26 protein-coding genes and 1 riboswitch are annotated in these 24,769 nt (G+C 36.3%); of the genes, 16 read left to right on the plus strand and 10 right to left on the minus strand.

The features are described from left to right. Positions 1-37 precede the first annotated feature (37 nt). A complete protein-coding gene (locus EKM00_RS07255; RefSeq protein WP_126515740.1) occupies positions 38-658 on the plus strand; it encodes an N-acetylmuramoyl-L-alanine amidase family protein in 621 nt (206 codons plus the stop codon). 71 nt (positions 659-729) lie between these two features. Here the strand turns inward: EKM00_RS07255 and EKM00_RS07260 are convergent, their stop codons facing one another. From EKM00_RS07260 to EKM00_RS07290, 7 genes are all read right to left on the minus strand, one after another. Further along, a complete protein-coding gene (locus EKM00_RS07260) occupies positions 730-2,655 on the minus strand; it encodes a TonB-dependent receptor plug domain-containing protein (protein ID WP_233592254.1) in 1,926 nt (641 codons plus the stop codon). Between the two features lie 99 nt (positions 2,656-2,754). Continuing rightward, positions 2,755-3,024, minus strand: a riboswitch (cobalamin riboswitch). A gap of 39 nt (positions 3,025-3,063) precedes the next feature. After that, on the minus strand, positions 3,064-3,588 hold the full coding sequence (cobC, locus tag EKM00_RS07265) for an alpha-ribazole phosphatase (protein WP_126515741.1): 525 nt from the start codon (positions 3,586-3,588) through the stop codon (positions 3,064-3,066). Then, positions 3,573-4,349: an adenosylcobinamide-GDP ribazoletransferase gene (locus EKM00_RS07270; RefSeq protein WP_126515742.1), complete on the minus strand. Its 777-nt coding sequence runs from the start codon at positions 4,347-4,349 to the stop codon at positions 3,573-3,575. Before EKM00_RS07270 ends, cobC begins: the two co-directional genes overlap by 16 nt. 66 nt (positions 4,350-4,415) lie before the next feature. After that, the gene (gene cobT, locus EKM00_RS07275; protein WP_126515743.1) at positions 4,416-6,092 is read right to left on the minus strand and encodes a nicotinate-nucleotide--dimethylbenzimidazole phosphoribosyltransferase; all 1,677 of its coding nucleotides are present in this window, start codon (positions 6,090-6,092) and stop codon (positions 4,416-4,418) included. Between the two features lie 70 nt (positions 6,093-6,162). Beyond that, complete coding sequence (locus EKM00_RS07280; RefSeq protein WP_126515744.1) at positions 6,163-6,330, minus strand: hypothetical protein; 168 nt, start codon at positions 6,328-6,330, stop codon at positions 6,163-6,165. Between the two features lie 3 nt (positions 6,331-6,333). Continuing rightward, complete coding sequence (locus tag EKM00_RS07285) at positions 6,334-6,843, minus strand: bifunctional adenosylcobinamide kinase/adenosylcobinamide-phosphate guanylyltransferase (protein WP_126455584.1); 510 nt, start codon at positions 6,841-6,843, stop codon at positions 6,334-6,336. A 1-nt stretch (position 6,844) separates the two neighbouring features. Then, positions 6,845-7,222, minus strand: a complete 378-nt coding sequence (locus tag EKM00_RS07290) for a DUF5522 domain-containing protein (protein WP_126515745.1) — start codon at positions 7,220-7,222, stop codon at positions 6,845-6,847. A 94-nt stretch (positions 7,223-7,316) separates the two neighbouring features. On the opposite strand from EKM00_RS07290, the gene EKM00_RS07295 reads away from it, so the two are divergent. The 3 genes from EKM00_RS07295 to EKM00_RS07305 all read left to right on the plus strand — a co-directional run bounded on the left by EKM00_RS07295 (position 7,317) and on the right by EKM00_RS07305 (position 10,358). After that, the gene (locus EKM00_RS07295) at positions 7,317-8,459 is read left to right on the plus strand and encodes an ABC transporter substrate-binding protein (RefSeq protein ID WP_126515746.1); all 1,143 of its coding nucleotides are present in this window, start codon (positions 7,317-7,319) and stop codon (positions 8,457-8,459) included. A 1-nt stretch (position 8,460) separates the two neighbouring features. Beyond that, the gene (locus EKM00_RS07300) at positions 8,461-9,492 is read left to right on the plus strand and encodes a FecCD family ABC transporter permease (protein WP_126515747.1); all 1,032 of its coding nucleotides are present in this window, start codon (positions 8,461-8,463) and stop codon (positions 9,490-9,492) included. 80 nt (positions 9,493-9,572) lie between these two features. Further along, positions 9,573-10,358 carry an ABC transporter ATP-binding protein gene (locus tag EKM00_RS07305; RefSeq protein WP_126515748.1) on the plus strand — a complete coding sequence of 262 codons (786 nt, stop codon included), beginning with the start codon at positions 9,573-9,575 and terminating at the stop codon, positions 10,356-10,358. Here the strand turns inward: EKM00_RS07305 and EKM00_RS07310 are convergent. Both EKM00_RS07310 and EKM00_RS07315 read right to left on the minus strand, forming a co-directional pair. Continuing rightward, a complete protein-coding gene (locus EKM00_RS07310) occupies positions 10,355-10,810 on the minus strand; it encodes a tRNA (cytidine(34)-2'-O)-methyltransferase (RefSeq protein WP_126455575.1) in 456 nt (151 codons plus the stop codon). The genes EKM00_RS07305 and EKM00_RS07310 overlap by 4 nt on opposite strands. 23 nt (positions 10,811-10,833) lie before the next feature. Next, positions 10,834-11,418, minus strand: coding sequence for a pseudouridine synthase (locus EKM00_RS07315; RefSeq protein ID WP_126515749.1), 585 nt, complete (start codon positions 11,416-11,418; stop codon positions 10,834-10,836). A gap of 465 nt (positions 11,419-11,883) precedes the next feature. Between EKM00_RS07315 and EKM00_RS07320 the strand changes: the two genes are divergently transcribed. The 6 genes from EKM00_RS07320 (at position 11,884) to EKM00_RS07345 (ending at position 18,375) form a co-directional block, all read left to right on the plus strand. Continuing rightward, the gene (locus tag EKM00_RS07320; protein ID WP_126515750.1) at positions 11,884-15,297 is read left to right on the plus strand and encodes a T9SS-dependent choice-of-anchor J family protein; all 3,414 of its coding nucleotides are present in this window, start codon (positions 11,884-11,886) and stop codon (positions 15,295-15,297) included. Between the two features lie 200 nt (positions 15,298-15,497). Then, positions 15,498-16,856, plus strand: a complete 1,359-nt coding sequence (gene rmuC, locus EKM00_RS07325) for a DNA recombination protein RmuC (protein ID WP_126515751.1) — start codon at positions 15,498-15,500, stop codon at positions 16,854-16,856. Between the two features lie 17 nt (positions 16,857-16,873). Then, entirely contained in the window at positions 16,874-17,239 is a 366-nt protein-coding gene (locus EKM00_RS07330) for a 6-phosphogluconate dehydrogenase (protein ID WP_126515752.1), read from the plus strand. After that, entirely contained in the window at positions 17,240-17,785 is a 546-nt protein-coding gene (locus EKM00_RS07335) for an acyl-CoA thioesterase (RefSeq protein ID WP_126515753.1), read from the plus strand. Between the two features lie 174 nt (positions 17,786-17,959). Next, entirely contained in the window at positions 17,960-18,181 is a 222-nt protein-coding gene (locus EKM00_RS07340; RefSeq protein ID WP_126515754.1) for a hypothetical protein, read from the plus strand. Further along, the gene (locus tag EKM00_RS07345; protein ID WP_126515755.1) at positions 18,178-18,375 is read left to right on the plus strand and encodes a YceI family protein; all 198 of its coding nucleotides are present in this window, start codon (positions 18,178-18,180) and stop codon (positions 18,373-18,375) included. Before EKM00_RS07340 ends, EKM00_RS07345 begins: the two co-directional genes overlap by 4 nt. Before the next feature lie 125 nt (positions 18,376-18,500). Here the strand turns inward: EKM00_RS07345 and EKM00_RS07350 are convergent, their stop codons facing one another. Continuing rightward, complete coding sequence (locus EKM00_RS07350; RefSeq protein ID WP_126515756.1) at positions 18,501-19,415, minus strand: TIGR01777 family oxidoreductase; 915 nt, start codon at positions 19,413-19,415, stop codon at positions 18,501-18,503. A 118-nt stretch (positions 19,416-19,533) separates the two neighbouring features. Between EKM00_RS07350 and EKM00_RS07355 the strand changes: the two genes are divergently transcribed. Genes EKM00_RS07355 through EKM00_RS07380 form a run of 6 tightly spaced genes read left to right on the plus strand, consistent with a single transcriptional unit; the run spans position 19,534 to position 24,746 of the window. Continuing rightward, positions 19,534-20,193: a TetR family transcriptional regulator C-terminal domain-containing protein gene (locus tag EKM00_RS07355; RefSeq protein WP_126515757.1), complete on the plus strand. Its 660-nt coding sequence runs from the start codon at positions 19,534-19,536 to the stop codon at positions 20,191-20,193. Further along, on the plus strand, positions 20,193-21,500 hold the full coding sequence (locus EKM00_RS07360; RefSeq protein ID WP_126515758.1) for an ABC1 kinase family protein: 1,308 nt from the start codon (positions 20,193-20,195) through the stop codon (positions 21,498-21,500). Before EKM00_RS07355 ends, EKM00_RS07360 begins: the two co-directional genes overlap by 1 nt. Beyond that, positions 21,500-21,634 (plus strand): DUF2256 domain-containing protein, encoded by a 135-nt coding sequence (locus tag EKM00_RS07365; protein ID WP_126515759.1) that lies wholly within the window; start codon positions 21,500-21,502, stop codon positions 21,632-21,634. The genes EKM00_RS07360 and EKM00_RS07365 overlap by 1 nt, the downstream gene beginning before the upstream one ends. Continuing rightward, positions 21,610-22,914 (plus strand): DASH family cryptochrome, encoded by a 1,305-nt coding sequence (locus EKM00_RS07370; RefSeq protein ID WP_126515760.1) that lies wholly within the window; start codon positions 21,610-21,612, stop codon positions 22,912-22,914. The genes EKM00_RS07365 and EKM00_RS07370 overlap by 25 nt, the downstream gene beginning before the upstream one ends. Before the next feature lie 8 nt (positions 22,915-22,922). Beyond that, a complete protein-coding gene (locus EKM00_RS07375) occupies positions 22,923-24,407 on the plus strand; it encodes a cryptochrome/deoxyribodipyrimidine photo-lyase family protein (protein ID WP_126515761.1) in 1,485 nt (494 codons plus the stop codon). A 54-nt stretch (positions 24,408-24,461) separates the two neighbouring features. Beyond that, the gene (locus EKM00_RS07380; protein ID WP_255416635.1) at positions 24,462-24,746 is read left to right on the plus strand and encodes a TIGR03643 family protein; all 285 of its coding nucleotides are present in this window, start codon (positions 24,462-24,464) and stop codon (positions 24,744-24,746) included. Positions 24,747-24,769 lie beyond the last annotated feature (23 nt).

Here is a 24,769-nt window from a genome sequence, read left to right on the forward strand (position 1 = left end):
GTTAGCTACAATTGAATAACAAATTAAACAAAACCACATGAAAAAAGCAATTCCGTTATTTCTAACTCTTGCCACCGTCGTCTCTTTTGCATTTATAATTCCGAATACTGTCCCATCCAAACAAATAAATGTTGTTATTGATGCCGGACATGGTGGATCTGATTTTGGAGCAACTTCCAGTAGTGCTACTGAAAAACAAATTGTAGCGCAAATCACAAACAAAATCAAATTTTTGAATAATAATGAGAAAGTGACCATACACCTTACAAGAATTGGAGACCAATTTCTTTCTTTGAGTGACCGTTCTGCGCTGATCAACAAAATCAAACCTGATTTAGTTTTGTCACTTCATGTCAATCAAAATATAAATCTATCAAAATCAGGAATGGAATTTTATATTGCCACAGAATCAATTGCGCATGAAAGGTCAAATGAAATTGCGGTGGAACTTCGCAACAAATTTATCAGCAATACTACTATAAAATCATCAGAAATAAAGAAAGCTCCATTCTACATTTTAAAAAAATCAGAAGTGCCGGCTGTACTCGTTGAATTGGGTTATATGTCAAACCTTGGTGACAGAGACTATTTAACCAATGATGTGGAACAAAATAAAATTGCAGCAACTATCGTAGCATTCATTTCAGAATTGAAATAAGAATATTTTATAAACTAAAAAGAGGCTTTCATCACTGAAAGCCTCTTTTTTTATTGAATAATGCAATGGTATTACATTTTGATATTCAAACCTACTTTGAAATTTCGTCCTCTGGTACTAAACCCTCTTGTTTCAACAAAATCCTTATCTAAAATATTATCTGCTGCTGCAAAAATATTCATTCGATTTTTGATCAACTCATACCGTACATTCATGTTGATCAGCTGGTAATCTTTCAGTATTTCAGAATTCAATACCGGATCAAAAGTGGGTGCCGGATATGTTGTATACTCAAAATAGCGATCCGAAACAAATTGATATGTGGCATTAAAAGCCAAACGAGGCGTTGCTTGCAGATCAACTGCGGCGTTCGCTTTGTGTTTTGGATTCAGCACTCGCGATTGTTTTTCTAATTCTGTAAACGCATAATTGGCATTCAAATTTATTTTAGCCGTCAAAGCATACGAAATCATGGTCTCAAACCCTTTGACTTTATTTAGACCCGCGACATTAAAATACTTGTAAGACACTAAATCAAACCCAATCGCATTTTCTTCCTCTCTTTGAAAAACCAAAGCATTCAGAACCAATTTTTTATCAATCATCGTTGTTTCAAAACCCAATTCAAATGTTTTATCTTTCTCTGAGGATAAATTCAAATCACCATAAGGAGAATACAATTGATACAAGCTAGGGGCTACAAATGCCGTACTGTAAGAAGCTAGTAGTTTCAAGGGTAAATTAGGAAATGAAAAAGAAGGATTTACATTGTAAACTAAATTATTTCCGTATTTACTGTGCATGTTGTAACGAGCTCCCAAATTCAGGTTTAACCCAAATTCAGAGCTATAAACCGCCGTCACATAGGGATCAATCATATTAAATTTGGCCAATTCATTTGCTATGGCCTCGTACGGGCTCTCATTAGACATTTCATGAAATTGAAATTGAGCACCTGTTACCAGGAATAATTCAGGTGAAATTTCATATTTATTAAACGCATCTGCATTGACGCTTCTGGATTTATAATCCAACATTGTTCCATAATTAAAAATGGATCTTGTAATTAAATTAGCACTTGAATTGATTACAAATTCTCCTTTTTTATATTTGTATTTTGGTGAAAACCCAACTCGAAATTGTTCAGAGGCACTGCTGTTTTCATCGTTATCCGCAAAAGATCCTGCATCAAAATCGCTTTTTATTTTATCGTAGTTTGCAAAGAAATCCAAATCTAATTTAGCTGTTGGCTTGAAACCAATTTTCACCACTGAGTTCACTCTGGAAAAACGATCAGCTTCAAATAAAACAGCGTCATTAGGTGATTTTGCCTCAGAAATTCCCGTGGTTTCGGTGCTGTTTAAGGAAGCATAATAATTAATTTTTTCAGCGCTTCCGTTCAAAGCAACCCCTTGGCTGTAGTCATTTATACTATAATTTTCCTGATTGGCAATCGTTTGGGTGCCCACATTAAGGTATGCATTTGCTGCAATCGCTTTTTTGGAAGCTTTTTTCAACGTAATATTAATAACTCCGGCAGCGGCACCCGATCCGTATAAAGTACTTGAAGCGCCTTTCATCACCTCAATACTTTCTATTTGTTCAACGGGCAGCAAGCGCAAATCATACGATAAGCTAATTCCAGAAGCATCGGTAACCGGAACACCATCAATAAGAATTAGCACTTGATGATTTCGTCCCCCACGAATGTAAACCCCTAAATCCTTTCCATTCCGGCTTTGGTTTCCGTTGATTTCAATTCCGGCTACTGAACTCAAAATGGTAGCTACAGTTTGCCCTTGTCTTCTCTTTAAATCTTCGGCTGTAATTTTTACGATTACTTTTCCAGACTTTTCTTTTGGCAAAGCAAATTTAGAATCGGAAATTACGACCTCATCCAATCGATTTGTGGATGCAATGGTGTCTTTTTGTTGTGCGAAAGCACACGAAGTCATCAGTACGCAGAGCGCACTAATACGAACGATTTTCTTGTTCATTTTGAAACATTTAATAGCAGTTTTATGGTACTGCCACATGACTATAAATGGGAGAAAAGCATAGAATTACCCATACCCAAACCTTTTTTCCCGAAAGTTTGATACTCGATGTAACAGGCAGGTCTCCTGGCTCGCGTCTTGTTGTTTACCTTCCCATTCGTAAAGACGAACAGTGGTTTTGTAGATAACAACAAGCTTTATAGCTTACAGTTGCGGGTACAGCCCAGGATTTTTGATTCTTGATTTAGGATTCTTGATTTAGGATGTAAACTCTCTAATCTGAATACTGAAATCTGTAATCGCTTACCTGATTCCCTTTTAATGCTGGTATGAAAAACAAAACAGCAACCTCATTACGGCGGCAAAGATAAAATTATAATACGTTATTATCCTACACTATTCTCAATTTTATATTTCAATTTTAATCACCGCTCCAAAGTTCACTTTATTTTGAAACGCTTCTTGTAATGGCAACTTTGTAATTTTACACAAAATACTTCGAATCACTCCGGCATGGGTCACGATCACAATAGGTTTAATGGTCTTTTTAGGAAGTCCATTATCTAAAAAATCGCTAACTCTATCATGGAGGTCTGTAAAAGACTCCCCGTTTGGTACACGAACATGAACAAAATCATTCATCCAAGGGGTCAAATTGATAACAGGAATGCTATCCCAATTTTTCAATTCCCAATCGCCAAAATTCATTTCCATTAACCGGGAGTCTATTTGTATTTTTGCTGCTGACAGATAGTGTGCCAACTCCACACATCGATTTAACGGACTAGAGTACACGAGACTTTCAGCAGGAATTTGTGTTTTTATGGCTTCAAATTGTTGTTCATAAGGTTCCAACAATGCCACATCAGCTTGCCCGTAGCAAATTCCTTTTTCACAAACGGTTTCGGTATGGCGTACTAAATAAACTTCCATAAAGCAATACAAGATAAGTAGAATATAATTTCACAAACTTGCTGTGTTGCACCAAGACAGTCCCCCGTATAGCCATCTATCCATTTTTGAAAATAGCGGGCCAGAAAAAAGCGGGTGATAAAAACCGGCACTAACACCAACAGCATTTGCCAATGAAAAAAAGACAAAACAATAAGCGGTAACAACCCAAAAAAGAACGCCCCAATCACCTCACACCAGGAATAACTTTGTGCAATGGGCTTGCTTTTACTCGAGGCATCTTCACGGGAATACTGATGCGTAAAAACAATAGAAATGGCTGCCAGACGACTCACGGAATGTGCTGCAACAAAAAGCAATAAATTCTGTAATGAAGAAGTAGTAAGTACCTCCGAAACAGCCTGAAACTTCAATAAAAACAGCAGTACCAAACCTATGGCACCATAAGCTCCAATGGCACTGTCTTTCATTATCACCAAGATTTTTTCTTTGGTCCAACCCCCACCAAAACCATCACAAACATCAGCAAAACCATCTTCATGAAAAGCACCGGTAGTAAGGATTCCAGCAATCATCGAGAGAACAATCGCTATTTCAGGGGTAAAAACACCAACCGATACATCATAGACTAAAAAACTAATAGTACCTACAATCCAACCAATTAAAGGAAAATAACGAGATGCCTTATTTAAATAATCCGGGTTATGATCGATGTTTTTAGGACAGGGAATTCGGGTGTAAAACATCAATGCGGTAAAAAATATGTGTAGTTCTTTTTTCATGTGAATGCAATCTGGATTTTATGTCGTTTTTAGTGCTCTATTTATGAATTTGGACTGAAAAAATTATTATTTTGTACTCACACCGGCACTGTCAAAACTGGCCATTTCATTCAAAAAAGCAACTGCCGATTGAATAATTGGAAAAGCCACCGCACAACCCGTTCCTTCGCCCAAGCGCAAGTCGAGTTGGAGCAAGGCTTTTACACCTAAATAATCCAATAATCTAGCATGCGCCTGTTCTGCAGAACAATGACAGAAAACAGCATTTTTTAGAATCAGTGGATTTTTTTTATAGGCAATCAAAAAAGCCACACTGCAAATAAATCCATCTACAAGAAGCAGCATTCTGTTTTGATGTGCCGTGAGCATTCCAGAAGCCATTTGCATAATTTCAAAGCCCCCAAAATGAGCTAACTTATCTTCTAATGTTGGCGAGCCTTGATAATCCTCAATAGCTTTATTGAGTAAGCGGTGTTTTTGAAGTAGTCTTTCATCGCTTACTCCAGTTCCTTTTCCGATACAGTCTTCAATTGCAATTCCAGTAATTACACTCATCAAAACTGAAGAAGTTGATGTATTCCCAATACCCATTTCTCCAAAACCAATACAATTACTTCCCGTTTTGGCAATAGCGGTAACAATTTCATTCCCCTTGGTATAACAGTGCTGCAATTCGGTAAGACTCATTGCAGGACCCTGCAGAAACGACTGGGTTCCTTTGGCAATTTTGGCCGAAATCAAAGTACTCGTCATCGAAAAATCATAATTTACTCCTGCATCAACTATGGCTAATTTGATGGAATTTTGTTTACAAAACACATTTATTGCAGCTCCACCGTCCAGAAAATTAGCCACCATTTGTCTGGTAACATCTTGTGGATAAGCGCTAACACCGTGGGCAGCAATTCCGTGATCTGCAGCAAAAACAACAAGTGTAGGTTCTAAAATTTTTGGTTCCAATGTTTGAAAAACTTCGCCAATTTGTTTGGCTAAAACTTCCAAAACACCCAATGAACCTGTTGGCTTGGTCTTCTGATCGATTTTATACTGCAGTGCTTCAGATAAATGGATTGTATCTAGAATGGTAGTCTTAAATTTCGGCACCGAAATATTATCTTTTTGATGCACTTTCGTAATTTCTTCGACAGATGGACTTTCTGATTTTTGTTTCCAATTCAATTGCTGTAACATGGGTTGGTTGTCATAATCAGTAGCTGGTTTTCCCACACAGAAATACCCTAAAGGCTCCATATTTTCTCCCAAACCCAATAATTCCTTGAACTGACTATAATTCAAAATAGAAACCCAGCCCATGGAATACCCTTGTTCGGTTAGGGAAAGCCAAATGTTTTGCGCAGCACAAACCGCACTAAATTTGATGGCTTCATTACTTCCCACGGTGCCGATGGTAAAATTATTTAAAACCGCCCGATCATAACAAATCACCAATCCAAGCGGTGCTTCCTCTATTGCCTCTAATTTTAAAGCTTGATACTGCGTTTTTTGTGCTGCCGTGTCAGTTTGATTCGCTGCTTTTTTATCAAAATCCAAAAATAAATTTTTTATCGCTTTTTTTATGACATCTGATTTAATGAGGTAATACTTTGTAGCATCCGTCAATCCAACAGAAGGAGCATAATGGCCGGCCTGTAATGCTTTTTCAATAACAGATTCAGGGACTGGTTCCGAGGTAAAATGACGGGTATCTCGGCGCGATTTTATAATTTCATCTAAGTTTTTCATCTTGAAATACGATGTTTTTGAGTACTTTTAAAGTTTGGACAAACAGTGATTCAATAGCCACCTGCATTTTTTAGGCTTGCTGCTTCAAAACAGACAACGGCAATCCGTGTGAGCGGGAAACTTTCCCGTTTTCATTCATCATATTGAGTAATCCCTTTGGAATAAAACCGTTTTGATTAGCTCTCATCACAGCATAACAGCTGTCTTTTCCTCCGCTCCAAGAACTTACAAAATTCATCTTTTATTGTTTTATGGTAACTGGAATTCCAGAAATCATCAAAATCACCTTATCCGCATTTTTAGCTAAATATTGATTCATCCAACCTTGTAATTCGGTAAATTTTCTACCAATTTGAGTTTCAGCATGTACGCCCATGCCTATCTCATTAGTGATAATAATAACGGTTGTATTTTCCTGATTGGCCACTTGTTCAAATTCGGCTTTGGCTTGTTCCAAACATAAAGCGACATCATTTTTAGTGTCTACAAAAAAATTAGTCAACCAAAGGGTCACACAATCAATCACGGCTACTTTACCGGAAAAATCGATCTCGCTCCATTGTTTTTCTTTCTCGATATTTATCCAGCGCTCGTCACGTTCTTGTTGGTGACGATCAATTCGCTTTTGAAAATCACCATCCCATTTTCTGGCGGTTGCCACATACATGGGTCTGGCCGAAAGTTCCATTGCCAGGTCCTGAGCATACCTACTTTTTCCGGAGCGTTCTCCACCTGTTATCAAATATATCATGCTACTTCTTTTTAAATCCATAGGGACAATGGCGGCAACCATTAGTACAACAATGTCCTCTTTTTAAATGAAACCAAGCCTTAAAAACGTAATTGCCTTGTGCAATATAATAATCGATCCCTTCGATTAGCTGATCCGTTTTAGGCAAAGTTGCTGCTTTATTTCCTTTAGCCGTTTCCGGGGTTATTGTGCCCACATACTCCTCAATTTTAATCGAACAAGCCGTAGCAAAACAGCTGGGACAAAGGCAATCCACACCATCTAAAGGAGAAAAAACAGGAGGAAAATCAGCACACCAACAGCTATTACCTTGAAAATCGTGCCCGCAGTTAAAAGGTTTTGTACAACTGGAGCAGTTTTTAATCTTTAGGCTATCCATTTGTCAAAGATAGTATTTGTTGAAATTTTTACTGTAAAAATTAAACAATAAATTTTATAAATGGCCTACCTTTGCCAGTATTGAAAATGGAATCATGAAAATTTATCTTTATAAAATCCTTTTTGCGGTGGCACTTTTATCATTCGTCAGTTGCAAAAAAAACGAAAACCCTGCAACACTAAAAATAAGTAACGCTAACAACGAAATTGAATATGCAAGTGGTCTGGCTATTTACAAATATCAAGGGTACTCGCTGGTAAAAGTGAGTAATCCATGGCCAAATGCTGCTACAGACTTCACTTATATCTTAAAAGAAAAAGGAGCTGTTATTCCCGATACTTTACAAAAAAACCTCATAATTCAAGTGCCGTTAGAAACGATTGTGGTTACCTCAACAACCAATATTCCTTTCCTGGAAATGATTGGTGCCGAAAACAAATTAGTTGGTTTTCCGCATACTGATTACGTATCTTCTGAGAAAACCCGTCGTTTAATTGACAAGGGTTCCATCAAAAATGTGGGGCAAAATGAAAAGCTAAACATGGAACAACTCATCGATATCGCTCCTGACCTGATTGTCACTTTTGGCATCGACAATAACAACCCGATGATTGAAAACTTACAAAAAAGCGGATTGAAAATCATGATTCAAGGCGACTGGATGGAACAATCTCCTCTTGGAAAAGCAGAATGGCTCAAACTTTATGGCGCTCTTTTTGGCAAAGAAAGAGAAGCTAAAATACTTTTTGACCAGATTACAAAAGACTACAAGGAAGCGGTACAATTAGTTGCAGACAAACAGCCTGAATCTACTGTATTGTATGGCTCAATGTATCAAGATCAATGGTTTATTGCCAAGGGAAACAGCTGGGTGGCACAATTCATGAAAGATGCAAAAGCAACGTATCTCTGGGCAAATCTGGAAGGAACAGGAAGCCAGGCACTTTCTTTTGAACAGGTATTGTATAAAGCAAAAAATGCGACTCACTGGATTGCTTCCGGGTCATTTAAAAACCTGTCAGAATTAGAAAAAAGCAATCCCCATTACAGTCAGTTTAACGCTTTTTCTACCAAAAATATTTATACTTTCGAAAGCAAATTAGGAGCAACAGGAGGAACCATTTATTATGAAACAGGACCGAGCAGACCGGATTTGATTTTAAAAGACTATATCAAAATTTTTCACCCTGAATTGCTTCCAAATTATACTTTTACTTTTGCACAAAAACTGAACTAAGTTGGCCAATAAAAACCGAAATATCATTTTATTTTCCGCTCTTGCTTCAGGGCTTCTTTTCTTGTTTTTTCTGAACATCAGTTTGGGTTCGATACGAATTCCTTTTCGGGAAGTGTACACGAGTTTAACCGGTGGTCAGGCCAGCAGATCAACTTGGGAATACATTGTTATCAACTACCGCTTACCTAAGGCAATCACAGCAGTTTTAGTAGGAATGGGACTTTCGATCAGCGGATTATTAATGCAAACCCTTTTTAGAAACCCGCTGGCTGGTCCCTATGTTTTAGGGTTGAGTTCAGGAGCGAGTCTGGGAGTTGCCTTTGTAATTTTGGGTGCGGGATTATTACCTCCATTTCTAAGTGGTATTTTACTGTCGTCTTACGGAGTAGTCCTTGCCTCTACCCTTGGCAGTTCTATCGTTCTACTTGCCATTTTAGTAATTTCCAGACGCTTGCGGGACACGATGACCATACTGATTGTAGGCTTGATGTTTGGTAGTTTTACAAGTGCTGTGGTGGGCGTACTGACCTATTTTAGCTCGGCAGAACAATTGCAAAAATTCACTTTCTGGTCTATGGGATCTTTAGGGAATCTTTCTTGGTCCTCGATTTTGATTTTGACAGTGTGCGTAGTTATAGGATTATTATTAAGCCTATTCAGCGTAAAACCACTTAATGCCTTGCTTTTAGGAGAGAATTATGCCCAAAGTATGGGACTGAATTTCAAAAGAACACGATTGATTATCATTATTGCAACGAGTATTTTGGCGGGAAGCATTACTGCGTATGCTGGACCTATTGCTTTCATTGGTTTAGCCGTACCACATATAGCAAAATTACTGTTTCAAACCAGCAACCATTCTATATTGTACTGGAGCACCCTCCTTTTAGGAGCCGCAATAATGCTCATTTGCGATGCGATTTCCCAAATGCCAGGTACGAATATCACATTGCCAATAAATGCCATCACTTCCTTACTAGGAGCGCCTATAGTTATCTGGCTGATTGTCCGAAAACGAAAAATGATGGGATAATATTAAAAATTGCGTGCCTATATTTATATTTGTTTTTAAAATCGATATGATCGACGTTTAAATTTTCCAAAAAAAGAAAAATGAGTACCACTAAGAACATCCTTTCAACAAACAATTTGAGCATTGGTTACAAAACTAAAAGTGCGACTATTTCTATTGCCGAAAACCTCAACTTAAACTTAGATAAAGGAAAACTCATTGCCTTAATAGGCGCTAACGGAATTGGAAAATCTACACTTTTACGAACCATAACCGGAATTCAGAAACCCCTTTCAGGAACTGCTTTGCTGAATAACAAAAATATTCACGAGCTGGATACGTTAACCTTGGCACAAAATTTAAGCATCGTTTTAACTGAAAAATTACCGCGCAGTAATTTGACCGTTTGGGAACTCATCGCTTTAGGAAGGCAACCGTACACCAATTGGATTGGAAAATTAACCGACACTGATATTGCTAAAATTAACCAAGCAATTGCACGCACACAAATTGGTCATTTGGTCTCAAAAAAACATTACGAAATCAGTGACGGACAGTTACAAATCGTTCTGATCGCAAGGGCTTTAGCACAAGACACACCGTTAATCATTCTGGATGAACCCACGACCCATTTAGATTTATTACACAAAGTGGTGTTGTTTAAACTCCTAAAAAAACTTACAGCGGAAACTCAAAAATGCATTCTTTTTTCTACACATGATATTGATATGGCCATACAATTAAGTGATGAAATGATCATTATGACTCCGGAAACCGTCGTTCAGGACCAACCTTGTAATTTGATTATGAAAGGAACTTTCAATACGCTGTTCAAAGATGAGCATATTGTTTTTGATGCTGAAAAAGGAAAGTTTATTATTTCTTAAATCTGTAATCCTATTTGTCTTTTTGCTTCGCCAATGACAAAAGCCACGGAATTAGCAATATTGAAACTCCGGATCAGCGGTGCCATAGGAATTGTCAGATGATTGGGGAATTCGTTTAAAACAGCTTCACTCAACCCTTTGCTTTCTTTGCCAAAAACCAACCAATCACCCTCTTGAAAATCATTTTCTAAATACGATTTTTTAGAGTGGGAACTCATCAGAAAAACGCGGGACAAATCCGGAATCTGCACTTTCCATTCGGCTATATTTTGATATTCGGTAACGTCAAGATGCACCCAATAATCGAGTCCAGAACGCTTTAGATTTTTATCATTGATCACAAAACCAAAAGGATGAATTAGATGCAACCGGCTTTCGGTTCCTACGCACAATCGGCCAATATTTCCGGTATTATTTGGTATTTCGGGTTCTACTAAAACGATATTTAACATTGTAACTATTGTATTTTTTATTGTTATTTTTCATTTGAAAGGACTGCAAAATCAGACACTTCCACAACTTCTCCCGCCTGTAAGTCATGTAAAAAAACATTTCCTATCCGCACTCGAACCAATCGCAAGGTAGGAAACCCAACCGCTGCGGTCATTTTTCGTACTTGGCGAAACTTTCCTTCATTGATAGTAACTGAAGCCCAGGAAGTTGGACCATGGCGTTCGTCCCTTATTTTTTTCCCTCTGGCACCAAAAGCGGGAACTTCATTTATCAAAAAAGCAGTACACGGTTTAGTGATGTATTTAGTGCCATTAAAACCAATTTCGACTCCTTTTTGCAATTGCTGAATGGCATCCTGATTAATAATACCATCAACTTGTACATAATATTCCTTGTCGACTTTTTTGCTTCTAATGATTTCGCTCATCATTCCGTCCGTGGTCAGCAACAATAACCCTTCTGAATCTTCGTCAAGACGTCCTATTGCCATAGTTCCTTTGGGAAAATCGTACAATTCACCCAGCAGTTTCTTTTTCCTTTTGAGCTCATAAATAAACTGGCTCAGATAGCCGTATGGTTTGTGTATGATAAAGTGCGAATGAGACATGTTATACTTTCTGTTTTGGCACAAAGATAGCTTAGTTTTTAATGGGTTTAAAAAAGTAAAACCGAAAACATTTATTGGTGTAAACTAAATATTTTATTAACGAATAGAATTACTTTGGATAAATGATGAACTGTTACAGCAAGTTGCTATCTTAACTTTAAAAATACAGATTGCAGAAAAACAACTGCTTTAGGTTTGAAAAAGCCGACTGACAGATGAAGTATGCAGTAGTAGTAAAAATCCACGCAAAAATATAAATTCTGAAGTATAGCTTTTGAAATCGAAGGAAATATAAAACTGGATAAAATAAGAATTCATCGTATTGAAAAAAAGCGAACAATTGCGTTTTACTGAAGCTCTTTTCTTTTATAATAAATTCCTTTAAAAACAATCCGAAGTACGAATTTATAATATTCTGTTAACGTAAGAAATGTTATTTTTGACTCCTAATTCAATCGTAAACCTATGAAAAACAAGTACCATTTGTGCCATATCCTGGCTTTTTTAAGTTTTTTTTATTGCTTTACGGCCTCTATTTTTGCCCAAGGAACTGCGCCAGCTCCTCAAGATTTACTTTTTTTACAGGATTTTTCAACTTTAGATGCAGCCTCTGCTACATATCCCGCCGGATTTCAGGGCTGGACAGCCAGTACAGCACCGGGAAGTACATTTAATACCGCAGCTGCAGTTGTTGCAGACAAACCATTAGTGGCCAGTAGTACCGCTGCAACAACGAGCGGGAATTTCCATAATTACAATGGAAAAATTGGTTTTCTAAATACCGGTTCATTGGATTTAACTTTAGGATTTGCTTTCAAAACACTTGGTAAATCTGGAATTACCGTAGAATATGATGCGATGGTGATTCGTAATCCCTATAATGGAACTTCCAATACGCGGATCAACGAGTTCGTCCTGCAATACAGAGTGGGCACCGCTGATGCTTTTATTACTTTATACCCAACGGTGTATTCGAGCGGTACAACAGGACAAACTTCAGGAACAATAGGGCAAAACATTCAAAAAATAAAAGTTGTCCTGCCAACAGAATGCGACAATAAAGACGTAGTTCAGATCCGATGGATTTCAAGACAAGTTTCAGGCGGTGGTTTCCGTCCCTCATTTGCCATTGATAACATTAGTGTGATAAATGATGTTACAGCTCCTGTAAATGCCGTGGGATATCCAAAAATAAGCAGCATTCTTTCTGATGGATTTGATTTTTCGACTAAACTAGACGAGCCCGGAAAAACCTATTTTGTGCTATTGCCTTCAGGAAGTGCAACCCCAAGCGGTGCACAAATAAAAGCAGGAACAAATGCGACCAATGCACCCGCTTTACAATCCGGTATCCTGGAAATTAAGGACGCCGCGATTGAGTCTGTAAAAACCATAACGGGATTATCGTTAGGCACTGATTATGTTTTATATTCTATATCTGAAGATGCAACTGGAAATACTCAAACTGAAAGCAATCTATTAAACATAACAACTTCCAGCGTTCTTGTTCCCTCTTTGTCGACTACTAAAGCTGCATTAGATTTCAATTTTGTGGAGCAAAATTTCAGTTCAACGGCAATAAACTACCAGATTGAAGCGCTTAATCTTACTGGAGCAGTAACCCTGACAACATCTGGAAACTTTACCATTTCTAAAAATCAAAGTACTGGTTTTCAAACGGCATTGGTTTTTGCTTCCCAAGATTTCAATAACAATAAAACACCTACAGTTTATGTACGATTTACACCTACTGCAACTGGTCTTTTTTCAGGTCAAATCACTCATGAATCTACTGGCGCTTCTACAAAGACGGTGTCTTTATCAGGAACAGGAATAAATCCCTATTTTCAAGCTTTTAATGATGTAAATGTCCTTACAAACAGTGGTTGGACAGAATATAGTGTGGCAGGCGACAAGAATAAATGGGTGAGCACAACTACCCGTTTCAACAGTTCTCCTGCTGCTGTACAAATGAATGGATATTCAGAAACAGGTGCCAGTAAAGATTGGTTAATTTCTCCTAATTTACGTTTGGATACTTTTGATAAATTCCCATTATTGTCTTTTTATTCGCGTAAATTTTTCGCTGGAACACCGCTTAAATTAATGGTTTCAGTAGATTATGATGGCAAAAGCACCCCGGAAACAGCCACTTGGACGGTTCTTGAAAGCGATTTTCCAAGTACTACAGGAACTTTCAAACAATCGCAATATATCAATCTCGAGGCCTATAAAACCAATCATACTTATGTGGCCTGGGTATATGAGACTCCAACTTCCGGCGGTACGGATAGCGCCGAATGGACTGTTGATGATGTGCGCATTACTAACGAAGCAACATTTTTAGCAGCTAATCCTACTTTAAATTTTGCAGAAGTAAATCCCAATACGGCTTCACAAAGCCAATCGTTCCTTTTTATGGCCGGAGGTTACGGCACAATCACTCTTACAGCTCCATTTGATTATCAATTATCCCCAGACAACAGTACTTTCAAATCTAGTGTCGAAATTTCAGCTGAAGATGCTGTTAAGGGTAAGACAATTTATGCTCGTTTTTTTCCTTCGTCAAAAGCATTGAGCATTTCAGGTCCTTTGACTGCAGTTGGAACCGGGTTAAATCAAGAAATTGGATCTTTATCAGGATCCTCGTTACCCAAAACAGAAACATTTGACATCGTAACGTACAACTTAGAGTTTTTTGGAAGTAATACAATCGGTTCAACGGGAACTGAATTTGGGCCAATTGACGATGCACTACAAATTGACAATGTGGCTAAAATAATGAATACTTTGAATGCTGATGTTTATGCCGTACAGGAGGTTGCACATGATGCGGCTTTAGAAACTTTAATACAAAAAATAAGTATCAACGGAAAAACCTTTAACAAAATGATTTCTCCTGCTTGGTCCTATTCTTTCAATGCGCCTACACCTGACTTCCCCGCTCAAAAATTAGTGGTGCTTTATAATACCCAAACAGCTACATTTAAAAAAAGCCGTGTGATGTTCAGTCAACTTTTTAATGATATTCGTGCTGGTAAAACCACCTTACCCAATTATCCAGGCGGCAACAGTAGTAGTTTTTTCGCCTCAGGTAGGCTGCCGTATATGGTTGAAATTGAAACTAATATTGGCGGTGTAAAAAAAGACATAAAAATCATTAACATTCACGCCAGAGCAAATAGTGGCAGCGATATCGCAAGATACAATATGAGGAAATATGACGCTGAATTGTTGAAAGACAGTTTAGATTTCAATTATCCAGAGGCCAATTTAATCCTCTTAGGAGATTATAACGATGATGTCGACGAATCTGTAATTGCAGGTAATCCATCCTCGTTCCAAAAAATGGTTGAAGATACAGCTCGATACAATCCATTGACTTTAGAAATCAGCAAAGCGGGAGCTTTCAGCTACCTGTCTTCTGGAGGTTTCTTAGACCATATTATCATTTCAAATGAATTAATGGCAGAGTATGTACCAAATTCAACAACAGTTTACGACCCGAGACTGGATGTGGCTAATTATGTCAATACCACCTCTGATCATGGGCCGGTCATTGCGCGTTTTGAACTTAAAGCAGATTCCACCTTATCGACTAATGATTTGATTTCGGCTAATGGATCAACGGTAGTTACGTATCCAAATCCGGCATCAGAATCCTTTACTATCGAAATTAATTCCGGCAACACAAAGGACCTGACGCTAGCCATTTATGATATTCAAGGAAGATCGGTGGGAGTTCCAATTGAATTAAAAGGTTTTAACAGCGATAACACAACAAGAATTGATGTGGCTCATTTACCGGTAGGAATTTATATTTATACCCTTTCCAATGGTACTAAAGTAGTTTTCAAAGATAAATTAGTAAAAAAGTAAACGACTAATTTCAGTATTCAAAAAAGCCAGATTTCATTTTTGAAATCTGGCTTTTTTATCTAATATGTTTTTAAAACTCCGCCTGTTTGAGTCATCAAAATTAATACCTTTCTATAAAAAAACTTGCATTAGTATTTTGATTTCCGAAAGAAAATCAGGAAACTTTTGTTTATTTTTACAACGTTACAAAAAGAAATTCTATGTCAGATATGTTTCCGTTTTTATTGATTTTTATTGTTGCGCTCGCGATTGGTGTTTTCATTGGCAAGCTCATTTTCTCTGCTCGATTTCAATCGGAAAAAATTAGTTTAGAAGAAAAACTGATTGCATTTTCCACCCAATTCAATCAACTGAAAGAACAACTAATTGTAGACAAAATAACTTTTGAAAAGCAACTGGAAAACACCCATTCCCAAAAAGAAAGCATCAGAAACGAAAAAGACAGTCTAGCCATTCAGCTTTCAAAAAAAGAAGTTGATTTTGAGAATCTTTGGGAACGCAACAAAGAACAAAAAGAAGAAGTCGAGAAACTACAAGAAAAATTCACCAAAGAATTCGAAAATCTCGCCAATAAAATCCTAGAAGAAAAGTCCACTAAATTCACGGAACAGAACAAAGAAAACATGAAAAACATCCTGACACCATTACAGGATAAAATTCAATTGTTTGAGAAAAAAGTTGAAGACACCCACAAAGAAAGCATTGATTATCATGCTGCTTTACGCCAACAAATTCTGGGCTTACGCGAAATGAATATCCAGATGAGCAAGGAAACCATCAACCTGACTAAGGCTTTGAAAGGCGACAGTAAGATGCAGGGAAATTGGGGCGAATTAGTATTAGAACGCGTTCTTGAAAAATCAGGTTTGGAGAAAGGCCGTGAATATGAGGTGCAACAAGCCTTCACAACCGAAGATGGAAATCGCGTTTTCCCTGACGTTGTGATCAATCTACCAGACGGTAAAAAAATGATTGTTGACTCTAAAGTTTCTTTGACAGCGTATGAAAAATACATCAATGAAGAAGATGATCTACTAAAAATTGCCTATCTAAAAGAGCATGTCAGTTCCATCAAACGCCACGTAGAGCAACTTGGCAATAAGAACTACCATGATTTGTACCAAATAGAAAGTCCTGATTTTGTGTTGTTATTTATTCCTATTGAACCTGCTTTTGCCATGGCACTCAATGAGGATACGTCTTTATACAACAAAGCGTTCGAGAAAAACATTGTCATTGTTACTCCAGCAACTCTTCTGGCTACCCTACGAACAATTGACAGTATGTGGACCAATCAAAAACAACAGGAAAACGCACTAGAAATTGCACGTCAGGCCGGCGCATTATATGACAAATTTGAAGGTTTTGTGGCAGATTTAATCAAAATTGGAAAAAAAATAGACGAGAGCAAAATAGAATACAGCGGTGCGATGAATAAACTGGTAGAAGGAAAAGGAAATCTAATTGTGAGTGTCGAAAAATTAAAAAAAATGGGCGCTAAAGCGAAAAAAGCACTTCCCGAAAGCATTATAAACCGAGCCGAAAAAAACGAAAATTAACTTTAAACTAAATCCTAATGAAAAAATTCATACTAATCCTTTCTGTATTGCTTGTAGTAACTGTTGCGGGTTATTTCACTTTTATATACAATGCCACGTACAGTGAAGGAGTTCGCTCCGGCGAATTAATAAAAGTGAGTCGCAAGGGAGTTGTATTCAAAACTTGGGAGGGCGAAATTAGTCAAGGCATTTCCGGTGCGCAAATTTTTTCTTTTTCGGTAATGGACGGTGAGGAAAAAGTAATTACGGATTTAAAAAAATTTGAAGGACAATACGTCCAAGTAACTTATATGGAACGTTATAGAACTTACCCATGGTGGGGCGATTCACACTATTTTATAACTAATGTCAAGAAAGTTAATTCTCCCTTTAAAATCAAATAAATGAACAGCATTTTTAAAACAGTAGCATCATCTGACATCAGTATTTCAGAATTAATGTTACCATCAAACACTAATTTCAGTGGCAAAATTCATGGTGGGTACATCTTGTCCCTTATGGATCAAATTGCTTTTGCCTGTGCTTCAAAATTTTCAGGAAATTACTGCGTAACGGCATCGGTAGATACGGTTAACTTTCTTAAACCTATTGAAGTGGGTGAACTGGTAACCATGAAAGCCAACGTAAATTATGTAGGTAAAAGCTCTATGATTATTGGTATTCGGGTAGAAGCCGAAAACATTCAAACCGGAAAAATTAAACATTGTAATTCATCCTATTTCACTATGGTAGCCAAAGATAAGGAAGGCAACAGTGCCCTTGTTCCCAGACTGATACTCACAAATCTCAATGAAGTGCGCCGTTTTTATAATTGCATCAAACTAATAGCGTTAAAAGAAGAAAAAAATCTCCATAAAGAAGCGTTTGATTACCGTTCAGAAAAAGCACTAGAAAACATAAAAAAATACAATGTTCGGGTAGAACTATAATGTAACAAGCCTCTGCTATCCAAAAGATCAGCTGTTCTTTTGGATAACAAATCCCATATTTCTTATCAAAAAACAATAGAAAATTAAACTTGTCGACCTGCTATTTCAGGTAAACAATAATTTTATAATTGCTGCTTATTTTGTAACTTTAAGTAATTTAATTCATAAATCATTATGAAAAAAATCACACAAATAGCGCTGCTCTTTACTGCTATAGCAACCACTGCTCAAGAAAAAATGGTATCCTATTCGGGAATCATTAATCTTGAGGCTTCAATCCCATTATTTGAAGAAGTGAACGCAATCAACGAGAAAACAACCTGTATTTTAATCCCTAAGAAAGGTCAGATCATTTGTTGGATTAGCATCAAAGATTTTAAGTTCAAAAAAAAATGATGCAAGAACATTTTAACAATAATTATATGGAGAGCAATCGTTTTCCAACAGCCATTTTTAAAGAGAAAATTGCTAAATTCGATTTAAAAAACATAAATACTACTGTAGGAGAATACCAAATAAATGGAAAAATAACCATTCGTGGAAGAACTAAAAGGCTTTTTTTTAACAGCACCTTAAAAAGAGTAGATTAGGGAATTGAGTTATATGCCACATTTCCCCTAAATACGGATGCTTTCAAGATTAAAATTCCGTTCATCGTTCGCAGCAAAATATCTAAAAATGTGAACACAAATATCATTTGTGTCTTACATTAAATCTATTTTGTTAAACAATTTCGCAAAGCTCCTTCTAAATTTTTAAATTTAAATTTGAACCCAGTTTGAGTTATTTTATCCGAAGAAACCCTTCGTCCCGTTAGTACAATTACCGCCATTTTCCCCATCGCTAATTTCAATACAAAAGCAGGTACATTTGGCAACCATATTGAATATCCAAAAACACATGCCAAGGTTTTAGAAAAAACGGTGTTTGTAGTATTATCAGTAATCGCAGCATTATACGGCCCAGACATATTGGGATTGACAATTGCCTGAAAGTAGATCGCACACAAATCATCGATATGAATCCAAGGCATGTACTGCTCTCCCGATCCCAATCCAGAACCCAATCGATACTTAAACATAGGAATGAGTTTCATTAAAAAACCATCATTTTTTCCTAACACTAATCCGGTACGGATTTTAACGGTACGTATGTTTAAATTCTCTATAAAGTCTATGGCATCTTCCCATTTCTGGCAAGTATAACCTAGAAAATCATTGGCAGGAGCCATGGTTTCTGAACAAATTTCTTCGCCATTGACAGCACCATAAATACCTACTGCCGAAGCGGAAATAAACGCTTCTACTTTTTTATCATGCTTTTTTAGAACCGTATAAAGCAACTGAACAGATTGCTCCCTGCTATCAATAATAGCCGCTTTTTGTTTGGCCGTCCAGCGCCTCTCCCCAATATTCTCGCCAGCTAAATGTACAATATAATCGGCGTTCAAAACTGCCGTTTCATCAATAGTGTGATTTGCTACATCCCACTTATAATAAAAAACAACTTCTGTATTACGCTTTTCACTTCTACTCAAAATGGAAACTGTATACCCTTTTGCGACCAACAAAGCAGTTAAATTTTTTCCGATAAATCCCGAACCTCCGCTTATTAAAACATTCTTTTTCATAATACTGTAAAGCTACTGATTTTTATTGATACTAAAATTATATTAAATTTTGTTTAACTTTATTGATATATGTTTAAACATTCACTACCTTTATACTCTAATTTGAAACATCGTAAAAATGGCAACTAAAAAAACAACCGTAACAAAAGACAAAATAGTTTCACTGTACATGAATTACGTTCTTGAATACAGCGAGAAACCAAAATCAGTATATCATTTTACAAAAATAAATGATTTTACAGAAACTGAATTCTATGCTTTTTTTGGTACAATTGAAAGTATTGAGAAAGAAATTTTTAAAATGTTTGTAGAAAAAACTACTGACTTACTGAACAAAAATAAGGAATACGAAATGTATGACATGAAAAGTAAAATGTTAAGTTTTTACTTTACATTTTTTGAGATCCTGACTGCTAACAGGAGTTACGTTGTTCTTGTATTAAAGGAGCACAACAATCAGTTGAAAAAACTAATGCAACTCTCTGGACTCAGAAACAGTTTCAGAAATTATTTATCTGAAATAATCTCAGATGAATTTAGAACACAACAGGAAAAACTGCAAAACTTTCAAGAGAAATCCTTTCAAGAAGCTTCCTGGATTCAACTTTTATTAACGCTAAAGTTTTGGCTGGATGATGCCTCAGCTGCTTTTGAGAAAACAGACATTTACATTGAAAAATCTGTTAAAGTAACTTTTGAGTTAATGAATATTGCACCGATAGACAGTTTAATCGACTTTGGAAAATTCATTTTCAAAGAAAAAATATACAACAAATAATGAAAACTATAGATTATATTCCAACATCAAAAATTGAAAGAGCAACTAAGCTGGTACAAACCGGTGCTAAAGTTGGCGTAAATTACCTAAAATATTACGGTGAAAAAATAGTCAATTCTGATTTGACTCGTGAAAAATTAAACGAAAATAATGCCGAGGATATTTACGACGGACTCAAAAGCCTTAAAGGAAGTGCGCTCAAAGTAGCACAAATGTTGAGTATGGATAAAAGTTTTTTACCTCAGGCTTATGTAGAAAAATTTTCACTATCCCAATTTTCTGTTCCACCACTTTCAGCTCCGCTAGTACTGAAAACCTTCAAAACAAATTTTGGGAAAACACCTTATGAAATATTTGATGAATTCAATGCTACATCGAAAAATGCCGCCAGTATTGGTCAGGTACATGTTGCCATGAAAGACGGTAAAAAACTAGCTGTAAAAATTCAATATCCCGGAGTGGCTAACAGCATCTCCTCTGACTTATCGATGGTGAAACCTATTGCCATCAGAATGTTCAACCTTCAAGGAAAAGACTCTGATAAATATTTCAAGGAAGTTGAAGACAAATTGATTGAGGAAACTAATTATGTTTTAGAATTAAAACAAAGTCAAGAAGTAGTTGACGCCTGCAAAAAAATAGAAAATCTGGTTTTTCCGGAATATTACCCTGCCTTTTCAACTGACAAAGTCATCACAATGGACTGGATGAATGGCAAACATCTCTCTGAATTTACAAAAACAAATACCAATCAGGAAGTAGCAGATAAAGTTGGTCAGGCTTTATGGGACTTTTATATGTACCAAATTCATATTTTAAGAAAAGTACACGCTGATCCACATCCTGGAAATTTCTTAGTCAACGATGCAAACCAATTAGTAGCATTAGATTTTGGTTGTATGAAACAAATTCCAACAGAATTTTACACCCCCTATTTTGAGCTGGTAAGTAAAGACGTAATTAACGATACTAAAATATTCAATTCAAAATTATTTGAATTAGAAATTTTACGTGCTGATGATTCTGATGCAGAAATAGCCTATTTCACAGAATTGTTTCATGATTTATTATCGTTGTTTACCAAACCTTTTCAAGAGAAAATATTCGATTTCTCGGATGAAAGTTTTTTTGAAAATATAGCACAATTAGGGGAACGATTTTCAAAAGACACCAATATTCGTAAAATGAATGGAAATCGTGGATCCAAACATTTTATATATATGAACAGAACTTTTTTTGGATTGTACAATTTAATGTTTGATTTAAAAGCGAAAATAGTTGTCAATGAATTTGAAAAATACAAGTAGTGAAAAAAGAAAATCTGCCTTCAAAAATGTGTTTGGTATGCAACCGGCCATTCAGCTGGCGGAAAAAATGGGAAAAAGTTTGGAACGAAGTTAAATATTGTAGTGAAAAATGCAAAAGAAACAAAAAGGGTTAATTTGGTTTAGGAATGATCTTAGAGTTCATGATAATGAATCTGTTACAAATGCGGTACGAGACAATGAAAACGTAATTGCTGTCTATTGTTTTGAACCAAGGCAGTATCAGCAAACAAAATATGGTTTTAAAAAAACAGAAAAGTTTCGTGCTAAGTTCTTAATAGAATCTGTACTGGTATTGAAGAAAAACTTGAAGAAACTAAACATAACACTGTTTGTATTTTACGAAAATGGAGAAAATGTTATTCCGGAAATTGTCAATAATAATGGCATCACGTCCATATACCTTCAACAAGAATGGACCAGCGAAGAAAAGGAAGTCCTAGAGAGTATTAAGTTAAAAGTTCCGGTTTTGACAAAATTTAATGCAACTTACAATCAATTCTTATTTCACCCTGAAGATATTCCGTTTGAAATTCAATCCATACCTAATGTTTTCACACAATTTAGAAATAAATGTGAAAAGTCGACAAACATTAGACCTGAATTTACAGTTCAGCCAATGCCCCAAGAAAACTTGGGGGCAGATGAAAATGAATTTCCAACACTAGAAAAATTGGGATTTAGTAATTTTGAAATGGATTCTAGAACGGCTTTTCCTTATTTTGGTGGCGAAGATGATGCATTAAAGCGATTGCAAATCTATTTTTGGGAAACAAAAAAATTAAGTGTTTACAAACTGACCCGCAACGGATTGATTGGTTCAGACTTTAGTTCAAAGTTTTCCCCATGGCTGGCAAATGGTAGCATCTCGGCTAAAACAATATATTGGGAAATTATCAAATATGAAAAACAAATCGAAAAGAACGAATCGACATATTGGTTGATTTTCGAATTAATCTGGAGGGATTATTTTAAATATATTTCTCTAAAAAACGGCAACTCAATTTTTAAAATTGGAGGGATTTTAGATAAAGATTACGATTGGAAAACAAACAAATCTGCAGTAAATAAATGGATAACTGGTAATACTTTAGAGCCATTTGTTAATGCAAATATGATTGAAATAAAAGAAACCGGCTGGATGAGTAATCGCGGAAGACAAAATGTAGCTTCCCATTTTGCCAAAGACCTACTTCTTGATTGGCGAATAGGAGCGGCCTATTTTGAAGCAATGCTTATCGATTACGACGTTCACAGTAACTATGGAAATTGGATGTATGTATCAGGAGTAGGAAATGATCCTCGCAATAGGAAATTCAATATTCCATTACAAGCTTCTAATTACGACGGACAATCAAAATTCCAGAATTTATGGTTGCAACAAAAACTATTTTAGAAAAAACAATGAGTACAAATAAAAAAAATATTAATGTAGTTTGGTTAAAAAGAAACCTTCGTTTACAAGATAACGAAGCAATCTTTAATGCCACAAAAACAGATACACCTACTCTGTTGCTTTATGTGTTTGAAAAGTCATTAGAAAATGATTCACATTACAGCCCGAGACATTGGAATTTCATCAAGCAATCGCTTGTTGACATCAACAAACAGTTGGAACAATCAAACACGCAGGTTTTAGCAGTAACCTCAGAGGTGCTGCAAGTTTTCAATATCCTTGAAGAAACATACAAAATTGACACCGTTTTTTCGCACCAGGAAACCGGGTTAAAAATAACTTACGAAAGAGACAAAACCTTCAAACGATTTTGTAAAAACAATCAGATTAATTGGGTTGAAAATATCAATAACGGAATTTTCAGGGCATTAAGAGACAGGACCAACTGGGTTTCTAAATGGGAAGAATACATGAATGAACCCCTATTTATATTTGATTCTAAAGAAGAGAATTTCCTTAATACAGCAGCAATTCTTGAGCTTGAAAAAGCACTAGAAAAAACTAATCTCGAAACCATTGCCGATACTATTTTCCAAAAAGGAGGCACGACTATGGCAGGGAAGTATTTACACACATTTTTTGAGGAACGGTATCACAATTACAGTTCCCATATTTCAAAACCAATGCTGGCTCGAAAAAGTTGCAGTAGATTATCCCCGTATATTGCATGGGGCAATCTATCTTCAAGACAGGTTTTGCAAAAGGCAGCCACGTTCAGAATAAACTGCAGCGACAAAAAACAAATTGATTCTTTTGTCTCCAGACTGACTTGGCAGGCACATTTCATTCAAAAATTTGAAATGGAAGAAGTCATGGAGTTTGAAAGTGTCAATAAAGGATTTCATTCTTTGCAAAAGAAAGTGAATGAAAATTATATTCAAGCTTGGAAAACAGGACAAACTGGATTTCCGCTAGTCGATGCATCTATGCGTTGTTTGAACGAAACAGGCTACTTGAACTTTAGGATGCGCGCCATGCTAGTCTCCTTTTTTACGCATAATTTATGGCAACCATGGCAAGGTGCTACGCAACATTTATCGCAAATGTTCCTCGATTTTGAACCCGGTATTCATTTTCCGCAATTACAAATGCAGGCTGGCGAAACCGGAATCAATATGTTGCGTATTTATAATCCCATAAAAAACAGTTATGAACACGATCCTGATGGAGAGTTTATAAAAAAATGGGTGCCAGAATTACGCAATTTACCAAGAGCATTTGTACATGAACCCAATAAAATGACCTATTTAGATCAAAAGTTTAATGATTTTGAATTAGGTATCCATTATCCCAAACAAATTATCAACATGGAACGAACCAGAAAGTTTGCCAGTGATTTTTTATGGAAAATGAAGAAAAATCCCTTAGTAAAGGAAGAAAGTTCTCGGATTTTGAAACTGCATACCATGGCCGATATTGGTGATAGAGATTAACGTCAACGAGAAATTTTAGAAAATCAACAGCATATTCAACTAAAAAGAAACACAGTGGCTATAAAAAAAGAACATACTGATTTAGACAAGGACAGAATAATCGAAATGGCTTGGGAGGATCGAACTACTTTTGATGCAATTTTAATGCAATTTGGATTAAAAGAACAAGAAGTAATAGACCTGATGCGCGCAGAAATGAAGCCATCAAGTTTTAGAATGTGGCGAGAAAGAGTGCAAGGCCGTAAAACAAAACATGAAAAATTAAGAGATTTTCGTGAAGGTCGCTTTAAATGTACCATGCAAAGACAGATTAATAACAATAAGATTTCCAAACGATAAATAGAATCCAAAAAAAAAAAAAA

It is taken from the genome of Flavobacterium sp. RSP15, assembly GCF_003968755.1.
Taxonomy (GTDB): Bacteria; Bacteroidota; Bacteroidia; order Flavobacteriales; family Flavobacteriaceae; genus Flavobacterium.

Coding starts and splice junctions, on each gene's coding strand:
- EKM00_RS07255 (WP_126515740.1), top strand. CDS start 38: ATGAAAAAAGCAATTCCGTTATTTCTAACTCTTGCCACCGTCGTCTCT.
- EKM00_RS07260 (WP_233592254.1), bottom strand. CDS start 2,655: ATGAACAAGAAAATCGTTCGTATTAGTGCGCTCTGCGTACTGATGACT.
- cobC (WP_126515741.1), bottom strand. CDS start 3,588: ATGGAAGTTTATTTAGTACGCCATACCGAAACCGTTTGTGAAAAAGGA.
- EKM00_RS07270 (WP_126515742.1), bottom strand. CDS start 4,349: ATGAAAAAAGAACTACACATATTTTTTACCGCATTGATGTTTTACACC.
- cobT (WP_126515743.1), bottom strand. CDS start 6,092: ATGAAAAACTTAGATGAAATTATAAAATCGCGCCGAGATACCCGTCAT.
- EKM00_RS07280 (WP_126515744.1), bottom strand. CDS start 6,330: ATGAATTTTGTAAGTTCTTGGAGCGGAGGAAAAGACAGCTGTTATGCT.
- EKM00_RS07285 (WP_126455584.1), bottom strand. CDS start 6,843: ATGATATATTTGATAACAGGTGGAGAACGCTCCGGAAAAAGTAGGTAT.
- EKM00_RS07290 (WP_126515745.1), bottom strand. CDS start 7,222: ATGGATAGCCTAAAGATTAAAAACTGCTCCAGTTGTACAAAACCTTTT.
- EKM00_RS07295 (WP_126515746.1), top strand. CDS start 7,317: ATGAAAATTTATCTTTATAAAATCCTTTTTGCGGTGGCACTTTTATCA.
- EKM00_RS07305 (WP_126515748.1), top strand. CDS start 9,573: ATGAGTACCACTAAGAACATCCTTTCAACAAACAATTTGAGCATTGGT.
- EKM00_RS07310 (WP_126455575.1), bottom strand. CDS start 10,810: ATGTTAAATATCGTTTTAGTAGAACCCGAAATACCAAATAATACCGGA.
- EKM00_RS07315 (WP_126515749.1), bottom strand. CDS start 11,418: ATGTCTCATTCGCACTTTATCATACACAAACCATACGGCTATCTGAGC.
- EKM00_RS07320 (WP_126515750.1), top strand. CDS start 11,884: ATGAAAAACAAGTACCATTTGTGCCATATCCTGGCTTTTTTAAGTTTT.
- rmuC (WP_126515751.1), top strand. CDS start 15,498: ATGTCAGATATGTTTCCGTTTTTATTGATTTTTATTGTTGCGCTCGCG.
- EKM00_RS07330 (WP_126515752.1), top strand. CDS start 16,874: ATGAAAAAATTCATACTAATCCTTTCTGTATTGCTTGTAGTAACTGTT.
- EKM00_RS07335 (WP_126515753.1), top strand. CDS start 17,240: ATGAACAGCATTTTTAAAACAGTAGCATCATCTGACATCAGTATTTCA.
- EKM00_RS07340 (WP_126515754.1), top strand. CDS start 17,960: ATGAAAAAAATCACACAAATAGCGCTGCTCTTTACTGCTATAGCAACC.
- EKM00_RS07345 (WP_126515755.1), top strand. CDS start 18,178: ATGATGCAAGAACATTTTAACAATAATTATATGGAGAGCAATCGTTTT.
- EKM00_RS07350 (WP_126515756.1), bottom strand. CDS start 19,415: ATGAAAAAGAATGTTTTAATAAGCGGAGGTTCGGGATTTATCGGAAAA.
- EKM00_RS07355 (WP_126515757.1), top strand. CDS start 19,534: ATGGCAACTAAAAAAACAACCGTAACAAAAGACAAAATAGTTTCACTG.
- EKM00_RS07360 (WP_126515758.1), top strand. CDS start 20,193: ATGAAAACTATAGATTATATTCCAACATCAAAAATTGAAAGAGCAACT.
- EKM00_RS07370 (WP_126515760.1), top strand. CDS start 21,610: ATGCAAAAGAAACAAAAAGGGTTAATTTGGTTTAGGAATGATCTTAGA.
- EKM00_RS07375 (WP_126515761.1), top strand. CDS start 22,923: ATGAGTACAAATAAAAAAAATATTAATGTAGTTTGGTTAAAAAGAAAC.